Source organism: Pectobacterium sp. A5351, from assembly GCF_028335745.1.
Classification (GTDB): Bacteria; Pseudomonadota; Gammaproteobacteria; order Enterobacterales; family Enterobacteriaceae; genus Pectobacterium.
The window spans coordinates 403,562-422,948 of record NZ_CP116477.1 but is presented as its reverse complement, the minus strand read 5'-3'; the positions used below and the strand labels follow the sequence as shown (position 1 = coordinate 422,948).

At 46.8% G+C, this 19,387-nt stretch carries 17 protein-coding genes and 4 pseudogenes; 10 read left to right on the top strand and 11 right to left on the bottom strand.

From position 1 onward, the window contains the following. Positions 1–7: 7 nt before the first annotated feature. The 5 genes and pseudogenes from O1Q74_RS02005 to O1Q74_RS01990 all read left to right on the top strand — a co-directional run. Positions 8–632: pseudogene (locus tag O1Q74_RS02005) on the top strand (IS3 family transposase); the annotation flags it as partial. A gap of 94 nt (positions 633–726) precedes the next feature. Continuing rightward, positions 727–906, top strand: a pseudogene (locus O1Q74_RS20325) (primase-helicase zinc-binding domain-containing protein); the annotation flags it as partial. Positions 907–1,146: 240 nt separating this feature from the next. Then, positions 1,147–2,175: a helicase RepA family protein gene (locus O1Q74_RS02000; RefSeq protein WP_442953134.1), complete on the top strand. Its 1,029-nt coding sequence runs from the start codon at positions 1,147–1,149 to the stop codon at positions 2,173–2,175. A 115-nt stretch (positions 2,176–2,290) separates the two neighbouring features. After that, positions 2,291–2,611 (top strand): type II toxin-antitoxin system RelE/ParE family toxin, encoded by a 321-nt coding sequence (locus O1Q74_RS01995; protein ID WP_005971241.1) that lies wholly within the window; start codon positions 2,291–2,293, stop codon positions 2,609–2,611. After that, on the top strand, positions 2,601–2,885 hold the full coding sequence (locus O1Q74_RS01990; RefSeq protein ID WP_005971242.1) for a helix-turn-helix domain-containing protein: 285 nt from the start codon (positions 2,601–2,603) through the stop codon (positions 2,883–2,885). The genes O1Q74_RS01995 and O1Q74_RS01990 overlap by 11 nt, the downstream gene beginning before the upstream one ends. A 208-nt stretch (positions 2,886–3,093) precedes the next feature. Here O1Q74_RS01990 and O1Q74_RS01980 read toward each other — a convergent pair whose 3' ends face one another. The 7 genes and pseudogenes from O1Q74_RS01980 to O1Q74_RS01950 all read right to left on the bottom strand — a co-directional run. Then, positions 3,094–4,326 carry a hypothetical protein gene (locus O1Q74_RS01980; protein ID WP_271875866.1) on the bottom strand — a complete coding sequence of 411 codons (1,233 nt, stop codon included), beginning with the start codon at positions 4,324–4,326 and terminating at the stop codon, positions 3,094–3,096. A 78-nt stretch (positions 4,327–4,404) separates the two neighbouring features. After that, a complete protein-coding gene (locus tag O1Q74_RS01975; protein ID WP_271875865.1) occupies positions 4,405–5,658 on the bottom strand; it encodes a tyrosine-type recombinase/integrase in 1,254 nt (417 codons plus the stop codon). Positions 5,659–5,885: 227 nt separating this feature from the next. Continuing rightward, on the bottom strand, positions 5,886–7,079 hold the full coding sequence (locus O1Q74_RS01970) for an IS4 family transposase (RefSeq protein WP_271875634.1): 1,194 nt from the start codon (positions 7,077–7,079) through the stop codon (positions 5,886–5,888). Between the two features lie 232 nt (positions 7,080–7,311). Further along, complete coding sequence (locus O1Q74_RS01965) at positions 7,312–9,033, bottom strand: ATP-binding protein (protein ID WP_271875864.1); 1,722 nt, start codon at positions 9,031–9,033, stop codon at positions 7,312–7,314. Then, positions 9,033–10,328: an SIR2 family protein gene (locus O1Q74_RS01960; RefSeq protein WP_233978355.1), complete on the bottom strand. Its 1,296-nt coding sequence runs from the start codon at positions 10,326–10,328 to the stop codon at positions 9,033–9,035. Before O1Q74_RS01960 ends, O1Q74_RS01965 begins: the two co-directional genes overlap by 1 nt. Positions 10,329–10,517: 189 nt before the next feature. Further along, the gene (locus O1Q74_RS01955) at positions 10,518–10,841 is read right to left on the bottom strand and encodes a helix-turn-helix domain-containing protein (protein ID WP_271875863.1); all 324 of its coding nucleotides are present in this window, start codon (positions 10,839–10,841) and stop codon (positions 10,518–10,520) included. A gap of 19 nt (positions 10,842–10,860) precedes the next feature. Beyond that, positions 10,861–10,965: pseudogene (locus tag O1Q74_RS01950) on the bottom strand (type II toxin-antitoxin system RelE/ParE family toxin); the annotation flags it as partial. A 995-nt stretch (positions 10,966–11,960) separates the two neighbouring features. Here O1Q74_RS01950 and O1Q74_RS01945 point away from each other — a divergent pair. From O1Q74_RS01945 to O1Q74_RS01925, 5 genes and pseudogenes are all read left to right on the top strand, one after another. Continuing rightward, a complete protein-coding gene (locus tag O1Q74_RS01945) occupies positions 11,961–12,839 on the top strand; it encodes an integrase domain-containing protein (RefSeq protein WP_271875862.1) in 879 nt (292 codons plus the stop codon). 2 nt (positions 12,840–12,841) lie between these two features. Next, positions 12,842–13,042, top strand: coding sequence for a helix-turn-helix transcriptional regulator (locus tag O1Q74_RS01940; RefSeq protein WP_271875861.1), 201 nt, complete (start codon positions 12,842–12,844; stop codon positions 13,040–13,042). Continuing rightward, the gene (locus O1Q74_RS01935; RefSeq protein WP_271875860.1) at positions 13,039–13,575 is read left to right on the top strand and encodes an ash family protein; all 537 of its coding nucleotides are present in this window, start codon (positions 13,039–13,041) and stop codon (positions 13,573–13,575) included. The genes O1Q74_RS01940 and O1Q74_RS01935 overlap by 4 nt, the downstream gene beginning before the upstream one ends. Then, a pseudogene (locus O1Q74_RS01930) lies at positions 13,538–14,404 on the top strand (primase-helicase zinc-binding domain-containing protein); the annotation flags it as partial. The gene O1Q74_RS01935 and the pseudogene O1Q74_RS01930, both read left to right, overlap by 38 nt. Positions 14,405–14,515: 111 nt before the next feature. Next, a complete protein-coding gene (locus O1Q74_RS01925) occupies positions 14,516–15,604 on the top strand; it encodes a helicase RepA family protein (protein WP_271878704.1) in 1,089 nt (362 codons plus the stop codon). Positions 15,605–15,879: 275 nt separating this feature from the next. Here the strand turns inward: O1Q74_RS01925 and O1Q74_RS01920 are convergent, their stop codons facing one another. The 4 genes from O1Q74_RS01920 to O1Q74_RS01905 form a co-directional block, all read right to left on the bottom strand. Then, positions 15,880–17,214 carry a type II toxin-antitoxin system HipA family toxin gene (locus tag O1Q74_RS01920; RefSeq protein WP_271875859.1) on the bottom strand — a complete coding sequence of 445 codons (1,335 nt, stop codon included), beginning with the start codon at positions 17,212–17,214 and terminating at the stop codon, positions 15,880–15,882. Between the two features lie 4 nt (positions 17,215–17,218). Next, the gene (locus O1Q74_RS01915) at positions 17,219–17,524 is read right to left on the bottom strand and encodes a helix-turn-helix transcriptional regulator (RefSeq protein WP_015848020.1); all 306 of its coding nucleotides are present in this window, start codon (positions 17,522–17,524) and stop codon (positions 17,219–17,221) included. Between the two features lie 306 nt (positions 17,525–17,830). After that, positions 17,831–17,992, bottom strand: a complete 162-nt coding sequence (locus O1Q74_RS01910) for a CopG family transcriptional regulator (protein ID WP_271875858.1) — start codon at positions 17,990–17,992, stop codon at positions 17,831–17,833. An 18-nt stretch (positions 17,993–18,010) separates the two neighbouring features. Next, the gene (locus tag O1Q74_RS01905; protein ID WP_271875857.1) at positions 18,011–19,267 is read right to left on the bottom strand and encodes a tyrosine-type recombinase/integrase; all 1,257 of its coding nucleotides are present in this window, start codon (positions 19,265–19,267) and stop codon (positions 18,011–18,013) included. Positions 19,268–19,387 lie beyond the last annotated feature (120 nt).

Here is a 19,387-nt window from a genome sequence, read left to right as displayed (position 1 = left end):
GCCCAAAATGCCTCTTACTCCCGAACAGCGAATTAAAGAGCTTGAGCAGCAACTCGCTGAATCAGAAGTCAAAGCTCAGTTTTTTGAAGCGGTTGTTAAGGTCATGAACACGGAGTTCGGAGCTACACTCACAAAAAGCAGTTGGCCACGTTATCACGCAAGCACAAACGCCGGGACTCACAGTAACGCGCGCTTGCCGGTTCATGGGGATTAGCCGACAGGCGTGGTATCAGTCTTTACAGCGCGAGCGGGGAAGAGAAATACAGGCCAAAAATATCATTGAACAGGTGACGGCCATCCGGTTACTACAGCCCCGGTTGGGGGCGCGTAAATTGCATTACTTGTTGCAACAACAAGCAGAACCGGCGTTGCATATTGGCCGCGATCGCCTGTTCCAGATACTACGTCGCTCGCGGTTACTGGTGATGCCTAAATGTGCCTATCATAAAACAACCAACAGCCATCATCGTTTTTACCGTCACCCTAATTTATTGAAGTCAGGAGCAAATCAGGTTATTGCCAGCCACCCGTAGCAGGTATGGGTTGCGGATATCACTTACCTTCCGCTGCGTCAGGGAACGGCGTATGTGAGTCTGGTAACAGACACCTGGTCGAGAAAATTCGTCGACTACTGTCAGGCGCTGGCCTACACCATCATTGAACTCGACAACGCGCTCGCGAAAGAGCTGCTGATATTTATCCTGTGGGAGCGCCTGAACCAGTTGAATGACGCGCTGCAAGCGGAGGTGGCTGACGATGAGTAAATTCGTTTCAGACATTACCGCACAATCGCACCACCGTTGGGGTGTCATTCTGGCCGCGCTAGCTATTCCGGTGCCTTCCGGCTGTAAACATGGCGCTTGTCCTGCCTGTGGCGGCAAAGATCGCTTCCGTTTTGACGACAAGGAAGGACGGGGAACGTGGTTTTGCAATCAGTGTGGTCATGGCGATGGCCTTGATCTGGTCGCACGGGCGAAAAACTGTGACCTGTCAGACGCCGCAAAACAGGTGGCCGCGCTTTTAGTGGACGGCTGGGTGTCGTTACCGACCACCACAACGCTCTGTGACTGGGATGATTACCGTCAGCAATATGGGCTTGAGGCCACCAAATCCGCGTTCAACAAACAACGTTATCAGCCCGATACGATGTATACGCCTTTAGTCCGTACCGATTCCGCTACACCAGCATTCAACACAGCCTTGCCCCTGCGCAAAGACTCTGATGGTTTTGATACGCGGCAGGACTACCTGATTAAAGGCTATCTGCCGAGCTCATCCGTCGCCAGCGCTTACGGTGCCAGCGGCTCGTATAAGTCTTTTCTGGCGGTATCGTGGGGATGCCATATCGCCACTGGCAAACCGTGGGCGGGCAAGCCGGTGACACAGGGTGCGGTGATTTATGTCGTTGGTGAAGGTGGGATTGGCGTTCCCCGCCGTATCCGGGCATGGGAGCAGACGCTTAACGGCGGTAGCCCGATTAATGCGCTGTATCGTGTCGATTGCCCGATTTTTCCGGCCAGTCCGGAGAGCGTGCAGCAGGTGATACGTGCCGCCCGCTGTTTTGGCGGTTCGGATGAGAATGCGGCTAAAGACATGGGGGCATTCATCCAGGGATGTGACGCGATTAAAGCGGCAACACAGGCCACGGTGCTGATTATCCATCATTCCGGTAAAGATCAGGACAAAGGGGCGCGGGGATCCAGCGCCTTCCGTGCTGCGCTGGACATGGAATTTAACGTCAGGCGTGAAGGTGAAGGCGGCGCGTTGATCCTCAGTTGCACCAAGATGAAGGATGCGGAAGAACCACCGCGTCGTGCCTATGACCTGAATGCCGTCGATCTGTACGTGGATGATGATGGCGACCAGATCACCTCGCTGGTGCTGAACGATGAAGGCCGTGAAGTCAGAGAGGATGAGGCTACCAGCGATCCCGATTTAGTCGGTATCCCACGGCTGGCGGAAAATCATTTTGCGCTGTGGCAGGCCATTCGCTCACGCACGGCCAACGGTGAAGGCTGCACCCGTTCATTAGTGCGGGATGATATGCGGGCAATGGGCTTTGATGTAAACAAGAAGTTTAGCCGCTGGCTGGACAAGCTGGAAAAGGATGGCCTGATCGCCTTTGAGGGTGAGCGAATTACGCCACTATCGCAACGAAATAAGGTGGGGGATTAAACGGGGGAAAGTGGGGGATGGTTTGCTAATCGCTTACTCTGCCGATACACGTCAAATATAACATTTGAGTTATTATAACTTATGAGTTATACTCCCTGTTAATAAGGGGATTGACATGTATGAATTGATTTTTCACCCCGAAGCTGCAAGCGAAATTTATGACCTCGAACCTGTTATGCAGGCAAAAGCGCTTAAAGGGCTTGAAAAACTTGAAGCTAAAGGGCCCGAGCTAAGATATCCAGACACGGACATCATCGAAGGTGGGTTGTTTGAGCTACGGGTTGGTAGAAAAGACATCAGCAGAACGTTTTTTGCTTACGCAAAAGGACGTAAGATCTATATTTTAAGGACGTTCGTAAAGAAAACCCCTAAGACCCCGAAAGCTGAAATAGCGCTGGCAAAGTCAAGATGGGAGGAATTGAAAGATGGCAGTTAAAGGTATCAACTTCTCTGAAGTTAAAGCGAAAGCGCTTTCTAATCCTGAAGTTAAAAAAGCGTATGAGGACGAAACTCAAGAAGAAGCGCTTCGCGCTGTTCTGATCGAAATGAAGTCCAAGTCAGGTCTGACAAGTACAGAGATCGCTGCTCGCATGGGTGTAAGCCAACCTGCGGTGAGCCGCCTTGAGAGAAATGTTTCCAGTGCGAGTATCTCAACCTTACAACGGTATGCCGCTGCTTGCGGGATGCAGCTTAAGCTGTCACTGGGTTAAGATTAGTGCTGTATTTATAAGCCGGATTTTGCACTGGCTTGTCGGCTAGCGTCGGTGCTACACATTCCGGCTTGCTACTTCTATATGGTGGAAGACGATCTGGCAACATGATACTTGGATATGATGAGTAGCTGGAAAATCATCCACATAAGAAAGATGAGCGCCAGCCCCTCCCAAAAAAGGGGCTGGCGCGGTAGATAATATATCCTCAAATTTTAAATTTCCCTTCCGCATTAATAATTGTATCCCACTGTTTAAATTCGTCACTACTAAGAACTACACAACCTTTTGCCATAGATTTAAAATTCTCAGTAAGGTTTTTATCTTGCTTTGGAGGAAAATGATCGAAACTTGAAATCAATGTTTTTCTTCTAAGATTCTCTACATATTCGGGGCAAATTAGATTTTTTCCATCAAGCGAGAACATATTAACAGCTTTAATGAAGAAATCACTTCTATCTTTTAAGGATTGTGTATCCCATATTGAATTAGGAAATAACTCTTTATAGTATTTATCAGATGTAACATGGTAATAATGAGTTCTTTTATCTAATATGCCGATTACACTTAACGTATTTGAACTGATAAATAAAAAACCATTAGGCCAAAAGAAGAAAATTAAAAACAATGAAGCCAAAACGGAAAAAATAGTCTCTTTTGCAATTTTAATATTAAAAAGACCATTATTTCCAAAAGAAAAATTTCTTGAATAAAAAATCATAGCTGGAAACAATGATAAAATAGAATAAAAAGAGAGAAAAAATAAAGCGTATAAAAATCCAGAAAAAGTATGTCCATCCATATTCATCAAGAGCAAAGAAATAGATAGTGTTATTGATATTGAAGATAAAAAACAGATAAAAGAAGTGACAACAATAGAGCCAGCCACCCTAATTAATTTACTAAATCCTTCACGGATATTGGCATGAGTATTCTTCACCTTGCAAGTAAAAACCATAAATAAAACGGGAGGGATAAAAGATATAAGTAAAGAGCGAAATGGTTCGCTTATATAGAATAAAGCCGTTTCTAAATAAATATTTTCTTTAGCAAAAGAAGCAAAAAGGTCAGACGATAATATAAAGATAGAGATCAACATAGATATTATCATCATCAAAGTGATATATGGCATATACTTTGTGCTGCTGATATAACTTTCTTTAACAAAGGATGAAAACAACATTAAATTAACACTTGGAAGTACAAATATAAAAGACATTAACACTGACATGAATAAAAACGAACCAAATATTGAAATAAGTGTTGTTTTACTTTCAATTGCGCCAATTAACAAATCAAGTCGTGAAAAATGCCCTAAATAACCCCAAACAATAACTATGGAGGATAGTATGTATATAGGTGAAATTTTTAGCGCATAAAAAAAACATTTTTTAGCATTATTAAAAAATTGTGTTAATTCAATCTCTTTGATTCCTTCCATATATCCCTCTGCCTAGAAAAATAATCTATTAATAATCAACAAAATGATTAAATCCTATAAGATAGAGTATTCAGTACATCATTTCTTAAACTCATACGGCACCACATATTCTTCCCGATTGGCATCCAGATAATCTGCCCACCATTGCAACATTAGTCTGCGCTCATCCAGATGTTCCGCTTTGTGGATATAGGCAGCACGAACACCGTTGCGTTTCTGATGGCTCATCTGGCGCTCTACTGCATCCCGTGACCACTGGCCGGACTCCACCAGTGCGCTACAGGCCATGGTACGAAAGCCGTGTCCGCAAACTTCTATGGTGGTGTCGTAGCCCATTGTTCGCAATGCATTGTTGACGGTGTTTTCACTCATCGGTTTAGTTGGCCGACGATCGCCGGGGAAGATCAGTTCATGAGCACCGCTGATGGCCTTAATCTCTTCCAGCAGCGCTAAAGCCTGTCGGGATAACGGCACCAGATGTTCAGAGCGCATCTTTGCGCCGCGCTGCGAATGCTTCACGCCGGGAATGGCTTCACGTTCAGCCGGTATCGTCCACATGGCACGTTTAAAATCGATTTCCGGCCAGCGGGCAAAACGTAGCTCACTGGAGCGGATAAAAACGCACAGCGTGAGTTTTAACGCCAGTCTGGTTAACGCCCGCCCTTTGTGGCGTTCTATCCTTGCCAGAAAATCAGGCAGTTTATTCAGCTTCAGGGCTGGCCGATGGGTGGCTTTTGGCGCGGCTATCGCCCCGGAGAGGTCTTGCGCGGGGTTGCGCTCTATCATATCGTTCTGCACCGCGTAGCGCATGATATCGGTGACACGCTGGCGCAGCCGTGACGCCAAATCAAGATGACCGTTCTGTTCGACGACTTTCAGCGGCTCCAGCAGGTCTTTAGTTTTCAGGTCAGCAATATGACGATGCCCGATAGCAGGCAGTAGATTTCGTTCCATATCGCGCCATACCCGTCCGGCATGCGTTTCTGACCACCGGTTTTGGCTAATGTTTCGGTGCCAGTCCTGCGCGACCTTGGCAAAAGTATTCAACGCCTCTTGCGCCTGCTCTTTTTCTTCTTCGCGCTTTTCCGTGGGGTGGATCCCCTCCAACAGCAGCAATCGTATCTCATCACGCTTTTCTCTGGCTTTTGCCAGCGAGACTAGCGGATAGGCACCGAACGCAATCCGGCTTTCCTTACCTTCAAAGCGGTACTTGAGATACCAGCGCTTAGAGCCGTTAGGACTCACCAAAAGATACAGGCCATGCGCGTCCGCGAGCTTATAGGCTTTCTCGCGAGGCTTGGCGGTACGGGCAACAACGTCGGTCAGCGCCATAATTTGGGGGTCAACTCATAATCGAAGTGAATTGACCCTCATCTTGACCCCCAAATCATCTGGATGTCAATGGACGAAAAAAGACCACTGTGGATAAAACAGAAAAAACCCCAGAGAGGGAAATTAAATTAAAATCGTTATATTACATGTAGATATGGACGTTTCTGGACGATTTTGGACATAAAAAAAGCCACCCTAAGGTCTGAGGGATCCCCACAAAATTACCATTAATAAACCAGCACCATACTTCGGTAGGTGCTGGCGAGTTGAACTAAGATACTCTCCAGTTTTACACGCCTTAATATTCGCTCTGAATGTCGCAACACATTTTCTGCCAACGTCAGAAACGATATCACTCTACGCTTTTTGACGCTGTTTGCCTGATAGTGGAGGTGAAGTCCTTTATTCTCAAAGTGATAGCCCAATAACCAGAGGACTATCGATGCCAGTGTTGCCAGCAGGCTTAGCACCCACAGTCGCTCCCCGCTTTTGCTTCCACTGGCTCGTAGTCCAAAGCCAAATCGCTCGCTTTTTTCATCTCGAAAGTTTTGTTCAATCTGCATTCTCCTGCTGTAGAGCTTCATGATTTCACGGGGCTTAAATTCATCTGTGCTGGTAAATATCAGCCACGGCTCTTTGGCTGACGCACGTTGCTCTTTTTCCACGGTCGGATAGCCCGGTTTCCCTCTGGCTCGTTTGCTTTTTCGCCCTTTTGACGCTTTCTTGTGAAGGAAAAAATGTCCATCGCATTGCGCATATTTAGCGCGTGCCAGTGTGCCCGCTCCCAGATATTTTGCCTGCGCTGTTCCCTCGCAGTCTTTTACGGTCATCCAGTTCTCTTTGTCATGATGAAGGCTAAATTTAACCGTCCCTCTGATTCGACCAATAAAACTCCATCCCAGAAATTTGATATGCCGGAACCACGCGCTTTGAAAACCTGCATCGGTAATGACGGTGACTCGGGTATTCGGCGCGACAGCTTCCGCAAGGGCGTCAAGAAAGGTATTTTGTATCAGTACATTATTTTGTTTTTTTAACGGGACAACCTGACTCATTAAGGGGATGGCGCGCCCATCACAGATAAGGCTGGCACGGAGAACATGATATTCCTTACAGGGATAGCCGCTCCAGTCAACGGCGATGACGCACCACGACATAGGTTTCGTCATCATAGAAACAATATTATTAAATATCAGAGGGATATCACGATGAAGCGATGTGTTGCCGAGAAGACGGTCAATGCGTTTTATTTTATCCTTGACGCGAGCGGTCCCCGGCAGGTGACGTCCAATGCTGGTAAGGGAAAGTGTCGCGCCGTTCATCAGGGCAACGGTGGAATCGATAATGGCATTTTGCCGATATTGGTGCGTTGAGGCTAAAGCGTGACGGAAAAAAGTCTGGCATACTTTACGGGCAGGCATAGAGTTGATCTCATTGAGTTTTTTGGCGAAAATCAGTAGATCATAAAACTCTATGCCTGTCTCGTTTTCTGGGGATTCGTCAGCACTAAGGTGACTTAATTTTCATACAATGGTGCGAAGGCCGGACTCGCTATAATTTAATAAGCAATTAAATTATATATAGATAATTTTATCTAAAAATAAACCCGACCACCAATATGACCCCAATGCACTTCACACCATACGAATTTGATTAATTTTTGCTCCAAATATCTTGAAAACTAGGAGAATCTGATTTTGGAGGATATGCAGGTTTTCCTATCTGTATTGTCATCGGAATAGGAAAATCGACGCCAACAAGAGCAATCTCTCCTTGTTTTAAGCTGGGTAAAAATGCTGCCGCAGCTCTGTCAATCTCTCCACAGGCTCTTTCAACAACTTCTCTGTCTCGATCATTAGTTAATCGATGAACAAGAAGCGTTCCGATTTGACTTAAGACCCCTTCAGTAATATCTCTTGGCCTCTGTGTTGTAAGACACATATTCAGGCCATATTTCCTACCTTCTTTAGCAATCATTTCGAATGCATCTAATTTTACGGAGTGGTCTTCTGAACCAACCCTTTTACCTAAGAAGTTATGAGCTTCATCAACGATGACTAATAACGGCTGTGCTCGAAAAGATTCAGATCTAGCTAATATAAGCAACTTTCTTCCTATAACATTAGCTAATATTTCGCGGGCATAAAACTCATAACTAACATCACTAAGACAAAGACGTAAAACTCTTTTATCTCCATTTAAAAAACCATCAAAAACTTCACCAAGACTACTAAGATTCTCATCCCCATGAAATACTGACTTTAAAGAAGGTGAGTAAATTACGGCCTGAATTCTAGTTAGAAGTGAAGAGCAATAGCCAAGATCATTATTAGCTGCCCCCCAAGAGTCTTGATTATCCCAACAACATTCTTGAATTATTTGTGGTATTATTTTTGTTACATCAAATGGTTGAGATGGATTATCAACCAACTTAGAATTACCGCTCGTATTTAATGCTCTGCGGTAATCCGTTTTAGGCTGATTTATTTTAATTAAAACCCCATTATTCGCTATTTTGGGGTCAAGCGCAACTAGACGTAAACTTTTAATAGCTTCTTTTAATTTCGGCCCCTGAACTTTACCTGAAGGATCAAACATCGCAATAAAATCTGACTCAACAAAATCAGTTGGAGGTATACGAAATTCGATAGAATTATTATGGGAATTTAAGGGATTACCAATATGATAATGAATAACATTATCTGAATCAAAAGATCTATATTCGCTTGTAGCATCAATGATTACAATTTTTGAACCTTTGTAATTTGAACATTCCTCTATAATCTTGGATGTTGTCCAACTTTTACCACCGCCAGTCGCTCCTAATATAGCGCAATGCCTACCAAATAACTTCTCAGGAGTAACTCGGACAAAACTATCTACCCCACCAGAAATCACACCTAAATTAATAGAAATGTTTTTATTATCTACTTCGTTAACTCCTTTATTTATCAATTCAGGAATTAGAGAAATGAACTCTAATGGTGCAGAAAAAACTCTATCTCCAAGTCTAGGAAATGACTTTATGCCAGATTCTACTTTCAATTCTGATATGTCAATAGAACCTAGTAGTTGTATATAACCTATCGCGTCAATATTATCCTTCCCAGTCAAGCTCTCAGAAACTTCATTACGCTCTCTCTCAGGTAGTTTAACTTCAATCATCCTACCTAAAATTATTGACTGCTGACCTTCAACTAGCAATATTTCACCAACCTCACCTTTACCATATCTGTTTCCATGAATATAACTGCCACTTACATTTCCTGCATGAGTCAAATTTACTCTAACCGCCTGAGCTGAAACCGAAGATACAATGCCAACCTTTAGGTCACTACGCAGTATACCTGTATAAATGAAATCTTGATTATCCATTATCGTTCTCCCCCTGCTTGCTTTATTGCTTTTGCTAACTGGTCGGCAGGAGTCAATGCTTTTAAGTTAGGTATCAAACTAATAAAATCCTTGAATGAGGAATTTACGAAAAATATATCATACCCATTAAATGCCAATTCTGAAAAGAGTTTCCAATATTTACTTGAGCCATTACCCCCAGCATTCTCAATATGTGTAGCGCACTTAAAATCAGCAATAATTAATCTCAGGCTAGGGTTTGATTTTATAGCAGAGTAAATAGGTTCAGAGAGATGATCATCATTAAATCCAAAACCAGAAATCACTAAGCAACTATTTTTAATTCTTAATGAATCAAGAAATCTTGACAATAACTCAAGATGAGGTTGTATAAATGCTTGCTGATATTTTCCTTTTGCAGGATAAATCAAGCATGCAGAACTTGCTGATGGCTCATTATTCTCATATATTCCACCATCACTTCTCGACCAACTAACTGAACCATGTAGTTTATATAACTGGAAAACACCCTCTATAAATTCGTGCTCATTTTCATCTCTTTTTATAACATCATAATTAAAGTATTTACCATCAAATTTTCTTTTCCCTGTATATGAAAACCCATCAATTACCATCATACCAAGTTCTGAAGCAGATGTTTCAAAAGTCATATCATAGTTTGTAGTAAAAACTTTTAGTCTGGGATCCCTTACTCGACGTCGCGCCATTTTCTGCAATAACATCATATATGATGATAAGTTACTTTTCCCTGAAATTATAAAACTTTGACACTGTTCTAATATTATAGATTTAACTTCATTTAAAAAATCAGACACATCTTCATCATTATGAAATGACAAATAAGCATCACATTGTGATAAAAAATGTTCGATATTAGGATATTCTTTTTCAGAATAATTTACTTTATCACATATATCTGAAGCAGTTTCTTTCAGAAGACCATAATCAACATCCTCTTTTTTTGCTAATGGATTCTTCCACATAGCCTGAACCCACAGATCCCACATACTTGGACCACCGACTTCTCCTAAAGAAGTTCCACTACCTGCAAAGAATGATAAATTTGGTAACTGGAGAGAGCGAAGTAGAATATCATTAAAATAATTTCGATTATCTTTAACAAGATCTTTATCCGAATCCGTTAATGGGACTGGAGGTATAGAATCATCATCAGGTACCAATTCAATATTTTCTTTCCTATCTCTCCAAAAAACAAATGATTCATTATTTAAAGGAAGCCATTCACTACTTCCCGGCTTTAAAAAAGAAACAAACCCATCTGGATTATTACTCATCTACTATTCCTTCACTTTTTAAAATTAAATAGAAAAAATATAAATATATTTCAAACCTAATAATAAAAAATTAATAATTATAGAAAAATAATTACTTCATATATATTTTTATATCTATTTTTATTGGAGGAGCTAACTTATTAGGAAACTATAAATTTATAGCATAAATAACTATTTTTTGAACAAAAATCAAACCAACACCTTCAACCCATGCTTCTGCACCACGGTAAGCAGTTTCAGTGACAACCCGCTAGGGCGTTTTACGCCACTTTCCCATTTCTGCACCGTTGAGACACTGGTGTTCAGGTAGCTAGCGAAAACAGGCTGGCTGACGTTCAGCTTCTCACGCAGCGCCTTAATCTCAAGAGGCTGAAGATCGTCCACGCTATTGAGACACGCTTTGTCAAAGTTGCGCATCGTTTCCTGTGGGATAGCATCGACGCTGAATAATCCAGAAGCCGCGCTGTGGATAGCCTCAAATGCAGGGCTTTTGGATTTATTTTTTGCGGTCATGGCAAATCTCCACCCGTTCTTTACTCTTGATCACCGCCTCAATAGCTTCATATAACTCGCTATCCTTGATGGCGTGGGATTTAGCCGCTTTAGTGAACCATTTGGTTTTGAATACACTCGTCAGGCTGACATCCTGCAACCTTAACTATAGCACTTAGTGCTAGATTATTCGCTCTTCTGGCAGAGTAAAATCGCTTGAAGCCTGCAACGTTCTGACGTATTTTTGACCATGAAAAACTGCTGTCGATGACAGCCACCAATGTTTCCAGTATCGGGATGATACGAGTGACCTGTGAGAAACGCCTTCGGGTGGTCACACTGCCAAAGTCATAGGAATGGAGCGTGGTCTGAGACTGACGCCTTCGGGCGACCACACGATATCCTTCTGTAACCTGAAAGGAAGGAAGCGCGATTAAAAGCGTGGTAAATCTGCTTAACTTCTGAAAGCAGATGTCGTCAGAGCCGCTATGAGCATGACGATGAAGCTCACTTTTACTTCAAGCCCAACATTGCTGTGGGCTTCACTATACCCAGCCAGAGAGCGGTTTACATACCGTAGGAGACTGGCCGTAGCTGCAACGTTTATCGTTGTGGTGATTTCACTTCATAGGCGGCTTAAACAGCGCTTACCTTCGTAAGTTCGCGTTATCGCGTAACTTCGATTTTTCTCGTCTCAATGATTTGCGTCTGCGCGTGTGAACGTGCTGGCTGCGCGTTGCTATGCCGTCAGGCATCTGCTAAGCGTCTGCCGGCAACGTCTGCACCGGCGTCACTTTTTCCGTGTCAACGGATGAAAGTGACGCCGCAGCCGAAGACCCCATCAGCCCCTGAGACATGCACCTCAACCGCCGCGTCATGAATCTGACACACCCGTTTGTGCCGGACTGATCGCTTTTTTTACAGGAGATTGAACCGATACCGAGGCAGGCCTAACCGCCTGAGAGGAAATCCTGCAACCGCAGGCGGCCGCACCGAGTGCCTAGCCGACACCTCCCAAGACCTCAACTGCTGTCCGCTCTGGCGCACAGGTATCGTTCAAGGCAGGTCAATTGCGATTGTTTCTGCTCTTTCCCATGCGCCAGAGAAAAGCATCCAGTTGAATTATGAGAGGTAAGTTGCATGAGTAAATTAAGTCGTGAAATGACCGCGCTGGCGAAACAGGCTGGCGGGAGCTACAAGACGGTTCATGATCGTATCCGCATCATGGACAGGCTGTGCCGTCACCTGCTGGCGCTGAATATTCAGGTACGTGACGTTAAGTATCTCAAAGCCAGACATATCGAAAGCTATGTCGCCGAACGACTGTCACAGCGGATTGCCCTTCGTACCCTGCACAACGAAATGGCAGCATTACGCATCGTGTTTAAGCAGGGAGGACGGGAAAAACTCGCCGTTTCTGATCGCCTGACCAACAACGCGTTGGGGCTGAGTGGCGCAAGCCGTGCCGGGACAAAATTCGCTATCCCGGATGAGTGTTATCAGGCCGTTCTGCTTGCAGCGCAACAGCGTGATAAAGGGCTGGCCTGCGCACTTCAGCTTGCCCGATTGCTGGGGCTGCGCTCTCAGGAAGCGGTGCAGTGCGCCAGTTCCCTGAAGACATGGGAAAAGCAGCTTGAACGCCATCAACAGACGCTGACCGTGGTGTTTGGCACCAAAGGCGGCAGGCCGCGCGAAACCCGGATTATCGATCGCGAAGCGATTCAACGGGCAGTGAAAGCGGCGCTAGAGGTGGCTGAGGCGCGTAACGGCAGGCTGATCGATAAACCCGACCTGAAAACCGCCATGAACTTCTGGCGCACGCAGACCACCCGCTTAGGGCTGACCGGCCAATACTCTCCGCACAGCCTGCGCTACGCATGGGCGCAGGATGCCATGCGTTATTACCTGTCACAGGGCTTTTCCCGCAGTGAAGCCAGAGCATTAACTTCTATGGATCTCGGCCACGGTGATGGTCGGGGACGCTATGTCGAGCGGGTTTACACCCGGAAGGAGGATTGAACATGACGGATAACACGTTGATTCGCTTATCGAGTGTGATGAAAAAAACCGGCCTCAGGAAATCATGGATTTACCTGCTGATGAAGCAGGGGGACTTCCCTCAGACGGTCAAAATCGGTACTCGCTCGGTAGCGTGGGTGGAAAGTGAGGTGAATGACTGGATCGCGGCACGTATCAGCCAGCGCGGGGAGGCTAAACCATGATGCATTGTTATTTTTTTCTGGCGGGCGATTTACGATATACTGCTGATGCTGCGGCAAAATCCGCAGCCGGAATTGGCGTTCCGAACAAATGTCTGGTGCCTGAATATGCGTGTTATGCGCATTGCTGTTCAGGCACGCATCGAGCCGTACCTGCAATGGTGGCTCGTGCGGGGGCTCCGCAAGGAGCGCCGGTAGCCAGACTGTCCGGTAACGCCAACCCCGTACGGGCTACCACCCTTGAGGTTGGCGTCTCTGGTGGTAGCTGTCTAAGAAGCTACAGTCTGGAGGCTGCCTTATGGCTACGATCCTTCCCTTTCTCTACCCGCAATCTTTCTTTATTTCTGCGGGGGTACATCATGTATGACCCCACTCCCCTGACGTTAGAAGAACTCGTCGATCACTGTCGGGCGCTGGCCTACGCCATCATTGAACTGGACAACGCGCTCGCGAAAGAGCTGCTGATCTTTATCCTGTGGGAACGTCTGAACCAGTTGAATGACGCGCTGCAAGCGGAGGTGGCTGACGATGAGTAAATTCGTTTCAGACATTACCGCACAGTCGCGCCATCGCTGGCGTGCCATTCTGTCCACGCTGGCTATTTCAGTGCCTTCCGGCGGTAAACATGGCGCTTGTCCTGCCTGCGGCGGCAAAGATCGCTTCCGCTTTGACGACAAAGAAGGACGGGGAACGTGGTTTTGCAATCAATGCGGTCATGGTGATGGCCTTGATTTGGTCGCACGTGTGAAAAACTGTGACCTGTCAGACGCCGCAAAACAGGTGGCCGCGCTGACGCTCCCTGCCTCAACTACGCCAGCCAGGGAAAAAGCTGCTGAGCGCCCGCCGCTGGCCGATAAAATCAAGCAGATGCTGACCCATTCAAGGAACGGCGAAAGCGTCTACCTGAAAGCCAAAGGGTTCTCTATCGTTCATGCCCGTCTGACCGCACAGCAAAAAATGCGCATCGGTGGCGTACTGTTTGATGAGGGAAGCCTGCTGCTGAAATTGCATCGCGTTTCCGGTGAACTGATCGGCGCACAGTTGATCAACGACGACGGAGAAAAACGCCTGCTGCCCGGTTCACAGTTGAAAGGCGCTTTCATCGCGGTGCATTACCCGAAAGAGCCGGACACCATCGTGATCACCGAAGGATACGCCACCGGCCTGACCATCAGCCAGATCACCACGGCAGCGGTGGTCGCGGCGGTGTCGGCCAATAACCTGATAAACGTAGCACAAGCGCTGCGTGGCTGGTATCCCAATGCCACTATCATTCTGGCGGGCGACCATGACCTGCATGCCGACGGCTCAACCAATATCGGTAAGGAACAGGCTGAAAAAGCCGCGCTCGCGGTGGACGGCTGGGTGTCGTTACCGCCCACCACAACGCTCTGTGACTGGGATGATTACCGTCAGCAATATGGGCTTGAGTCCACCAAATCCGCGTTCAACAAACAACGCTATCAGTCCGACACGATGTATACGCCTTTAGTCCGCACCGATTCCGCTACACCGGCCTTCAACACCGCCTTACCCCTGCGCAAAGGCTCTGACGGTTTTGATACGCGGCAGGACTACCTGATTAAAGGCTATCTGCCGAGTTCATCCGTCGCCAGCGCTTACGGTGCCAGCGGCTCATATAAGTCGTTTCTGGCGGTATCGTGGGGATGCCACATCGCCACCGGCAAACCGTGGGCAGGCAAGCCGGTGACACAGGGTGCGGTGATTTATGTTGTTGGTGAAGGTGGGATTGGCGTTCCCCGCCGTATCCGGGCATGGGAGCAGACGCTTAATGGCGGTAGCCCGATTGACGCGCTGTATCGTGTCGATTGCCCGATTTTTCCGGCCAGCCCGGAGAGCGTACAGCAGGTGATACGTGCCGCACGCGATGTGAAAGTCGCCTCCGGTATGCCAGTTCGTTTGATTATTCTGGATACGCTCGCCCGCTGTTTTGGCGGTTCGGATGAGAACGCAGCTAAAGATATGGGCGCATTCATTCAGGGATGTGACGCGATTAAAGCGGCAACACAGGCCACGGTGCTGATTATCCATCATTCCGGTAAAGATCAGGACAAAGGGGCGCGGGGATCCAGCGCCTTCCGTGCTGCGCTGGACGTAGAATTTAACGTCAGGCGTGAAGATGACGGCGGCGCGTTGATCCTCAGTTGCACCAAGATGAAGGATGCGGAAGAACCACCGCGTCGTGCCTATGACCTGAATGCCGTCGATCTGTACGTGGATGATGATGGCGACCAGATCACCTCGCTGGTGCTGAACGATGAAGGCCGTGAAGTCAGAGAGGATGAGGCTGCCAGCGATCCCGATTTAGCCGGTATCCCACGGCTGACGGAAAATCATTTTGCGCTGTGGCAGGCTATTCGCTCACGCACAGCCAACGGTGAAGGCTGCACCCGCTCATTAGTACGGGATGATATGCGGGCAATGGGCTTTGATGTAAACAAGAAGTTTACCCGCTGGCTGGACAAGCTGGAAAAGGATGGCCTGATCGCCTTTGAGGGTGAGCGAATTACGCCACTATCGCAACGAAATAAGGTGGGGGATTAAACGGGGGAAAGTGGGGGCGAACGGATAATGAGTCCCTCTATCCGGCATTTTCCCCCACTTCCCACGCATATATAGGCGCGAAGTGGGGGAATAACTTAACTTACTAATAAATAATCATTTTTAACAGAGCCATAAAAATTAGGTGGGGGAAGCCGTGATCCCTGAGTAAGTGGGGGAAAGGTGGGGGATGTTTATGATCGCTTTCCCTAGTCACTCACCGTTCTGTGGCTACCCCTGCCTGAAAGGTGAATTGCTTCAAGACGTTCTTAAATATCCTATTTACGGTGCAATTCTTGTAACCGACCACACTGTTGTCGCATACCGTCAAAAACACATTCCGCAAGCTCTGGTGGGAATGACTCAGGCAGCAACGAAGATACACGTTCAATAACCTCAGGTGTCCTAGATATAATATCATCCATCATGGCTTCAACCTGTCGTCTACCCAGACCAGTTAATTCACCATGATTGACCCAATGCCGCCGTTGAATTCTGTACAGATGGTAATAATTACTACTACCCCGAACAGCCATTGCCAGCTTGCACTTCTGCCAGGAAATCTGGTTATTACGCGGACCAATGACCGGCCATGCCGATAAAACATCATAAAGCGGCGTAAGGTGATAGCGACCTTGTGGCTCAATAGTGATACTGAAATTTTTGGCGTGCCCATCAGTAGCCGCTATCAGCCAGAAAATAATTTGCGCCCTGAAAAACTGCGCTTTGTCCTGCTCAGCCTGTTCCGAATGACTCAGTATGGTCATAATATCGGAAATCCCCGGCCCACCATCAGACTGGTATTTTCGTAGCGGGGAAACACCCAGAGCCTGACACATATCCTCTTGTGGCAAGCGAATGATCCATTGCTGATCGCTTGACCATCTTCTGTCAAAACGCTCAACAACCAATACTTTCTGATCTTCAAACTGCGCAATCTGTGTTTTTGCAACAGGAATTCCATATTCCTTAAGGATCAAAGAACACAGCCATTCATTTTCAACCGACGTACTCATATCCGCTTGCATATTACCCACTAGCCCGAGTGGTAACTTGAAAATATGCGTCGTAGGGGTACTCCCTTCTGGCAAACACCATTGCCTTTCATGCCAGAGTAAAGCCGTTTTTTCCTGCGCACCGGCAATCGATAAACGTAAATCGTCAGTATCATCCTGCCGACCTGGCAGCAATGCCGCTGTTGTATTACGCAATATAGTGGCGATCTCAGCTTCACAAAGTGGGCGATAATTTACGGAAAATAGATCTGTGGGCTCCTCATTACCATTCAGTAACTGTATTGCGCCAACACAGTCTCTTCCCAGCTCAGCCAACAGATCAAAAGGCTCAAGGCTATCAGCGTGGTAACGCGTTGCTAAACGCCTGCGTATACCTTCGCTGTCAGGCAATAAATTATCAAAATAGTCGCGTACCACATTGCCGCGCCAAAGCTGATTACCGGGGGTGAAAAGCAAAGAAAGCGATAAAGGTCTTCCCTGTTCATCAGCGATCCATTCGGGAAGATATTGCAATCTATCTTCGCCCCGGGTCTTTTCCCAGAATCCCACTTGAATTCCATTCATCCATATTGCTAAACGCTGTTGTGTTCGAGGCATAGTGTCACCATTTTTCCCGTCTGGCGGGTGAGTCTATTGGCTTTTCTGGCTCTTCCATTGTTGAGGATGACATAGAGAAATGTACTCTTGGTCCAGAAGACAGCACCACCTCAACCCCCAGAACGGTGAGCACTTTAAACAAGCGCTCAATACTGGCACTTCCAGGGTTTGCTTCCAAACGGGCATAGGTTTGTTGTGTTACACCTAACCTTTCAGACACGTCTTTTTGCGTCAGTCCTTTAGCTTTGCGAAAGCCAATCAACAATGGGCGCAACTGATTCAAGGTTTTCAACGGATAGACTGTATTCATAAGGCACTTACCCTTATTTTAGATACTTATACATACTATAGGCTGTTTTTACATAATACACCCTATAAGCTGTAAAAACAAAAATACATCAAATAAGCTGTAAAATAACAAAACAGCTTATATGCTGTAAAAAGGTAAACTTATAATGGTGGAAAACGATCTAGTGGAAATGATACTTGGGTATTATGAGTAGCTGGAAAATCATCCACATAAGAAAGATGAGCGCCAGCCCCTCCCAAAAAAGGGGCTAGCGCGGCGCTTAATGCATAGGCTTTCGATACAGGATACGCCCTGTATTTCTATCGATTAGGCTTTCTTCAGTCTGGTGATGAATGCCTGCATATCAGCGTGATTTACAACACGCCTAGCATCAACATCAGCAAGTCCCTGTAAGACCCTCTGATGACGCTGTTCTGCCTCTTCAATCAAAGAAGTAAGCGCCACCGCTGGTTTTTTCGTTTTTTTCATCGTTAACTCACGAATGAATCAGATCTTTTTAAACTCATACGGCACCACATACTCTTCCCGATTCGCATCCAGATAATCCGCCCACCATTGCAGCATTAGCCTGCGCTCATCCAGATGTTCTGCTTTGTGGATATAGGCAGCACGAACGCCGTTGCGTTCCTGATGGCTCATCTGGCGCTCTACCGCATCCCGTGACCACTGGCCGGACTCCACCAGTGCGCTACAGGCCATCGTGCGGAAGCCATGTCCGCACACTTCGGTGGTAGTGTCATAGCCCATGGTTCGTAATGCGTTGTTGACGGTGTTTTCACTCATCGGTTTGGTTGGCCGACGATCGCCGGGGAAGATCAGTTCATGAGCGCCACTGATGACCTTAATCTCTTCCAGCAACGCTAAAGCCTGTCGGGATAACGGCACCAGATGTTCAGAGCGCATCTTTGCGCCGCGCTGTGAGTGCTTCACACCAGGGATGGCTTCACGTTCAGCCGGTATCGTCCACATGGCACGTTTAAAATCGATTTCCGGCCAGCGTGCGAAACGTAGCTCGCTGGAACGGATAAAAACGCACAGCGTGAGTTTTAACGCCAGTCTGGTTAACGCCCGCCCTTTGTGGCGTTCAATCCTTGTCAGAAAATCCGGCAGCTTGTTCAGCTTCAACGCTGGCCGATGTGTGGCTTTTGGTGCAGCTATCGCGCCGGAGAGGTCTTGCGCGGGGTTTCGCTCTATCAGATCGTTTTGCACCGCGAAGCGCATGATATCGGTGACACGCTGGCGCAGCCGTGACGCCAAATCAAGATGACCGTTCTGTTCGACGACTTTCAGCGGCTCCAGCAGGTCTTTAGTTTTCAGGTCGGCAATATGGCGATGCCCGATAGCAGGCAGTAGATTTCGTTCCATATCGCGCCATACCCGTCCGGCATGCGTTTCTGACCACCGGTTTTGGCTAATATTTCGGTGCCAGTCCTGCGCGACCTTCGCAAAAGTATTCAACGCTTCTTGCGCCTGCTCTTTTTCTTCTTCACGCTTTTCCGTTGGGTGGATACCCTCCAACAGCAGCAATCGTATCTCATCACGCTTCTCTCTGGCCTTCGCCAGCGAGATCAGCGGATAGGCACCGAACGCAATCCGGCTTTCCTTACCTTCAAAGCGGTACTTGAGATACCAGCGCTTAGAGCCGTTCGGACTCACCAAAAGATACAGGCCGTGCGCGTCCGCCAGCTTATAAGCTTTCTCGCGGGGCTTGGCGGTACGGGCAACAACGTCGGTCAGTGCCATAATTTGGGGGTCAACTCATAATCGAAGTGAATTGACCCTCATCTTGACCCCCAAATCATCTGGATGTCAATGGACGAAAAAAGACCACTGTGGATAAAACAGACAAAATCGCAGAGATGA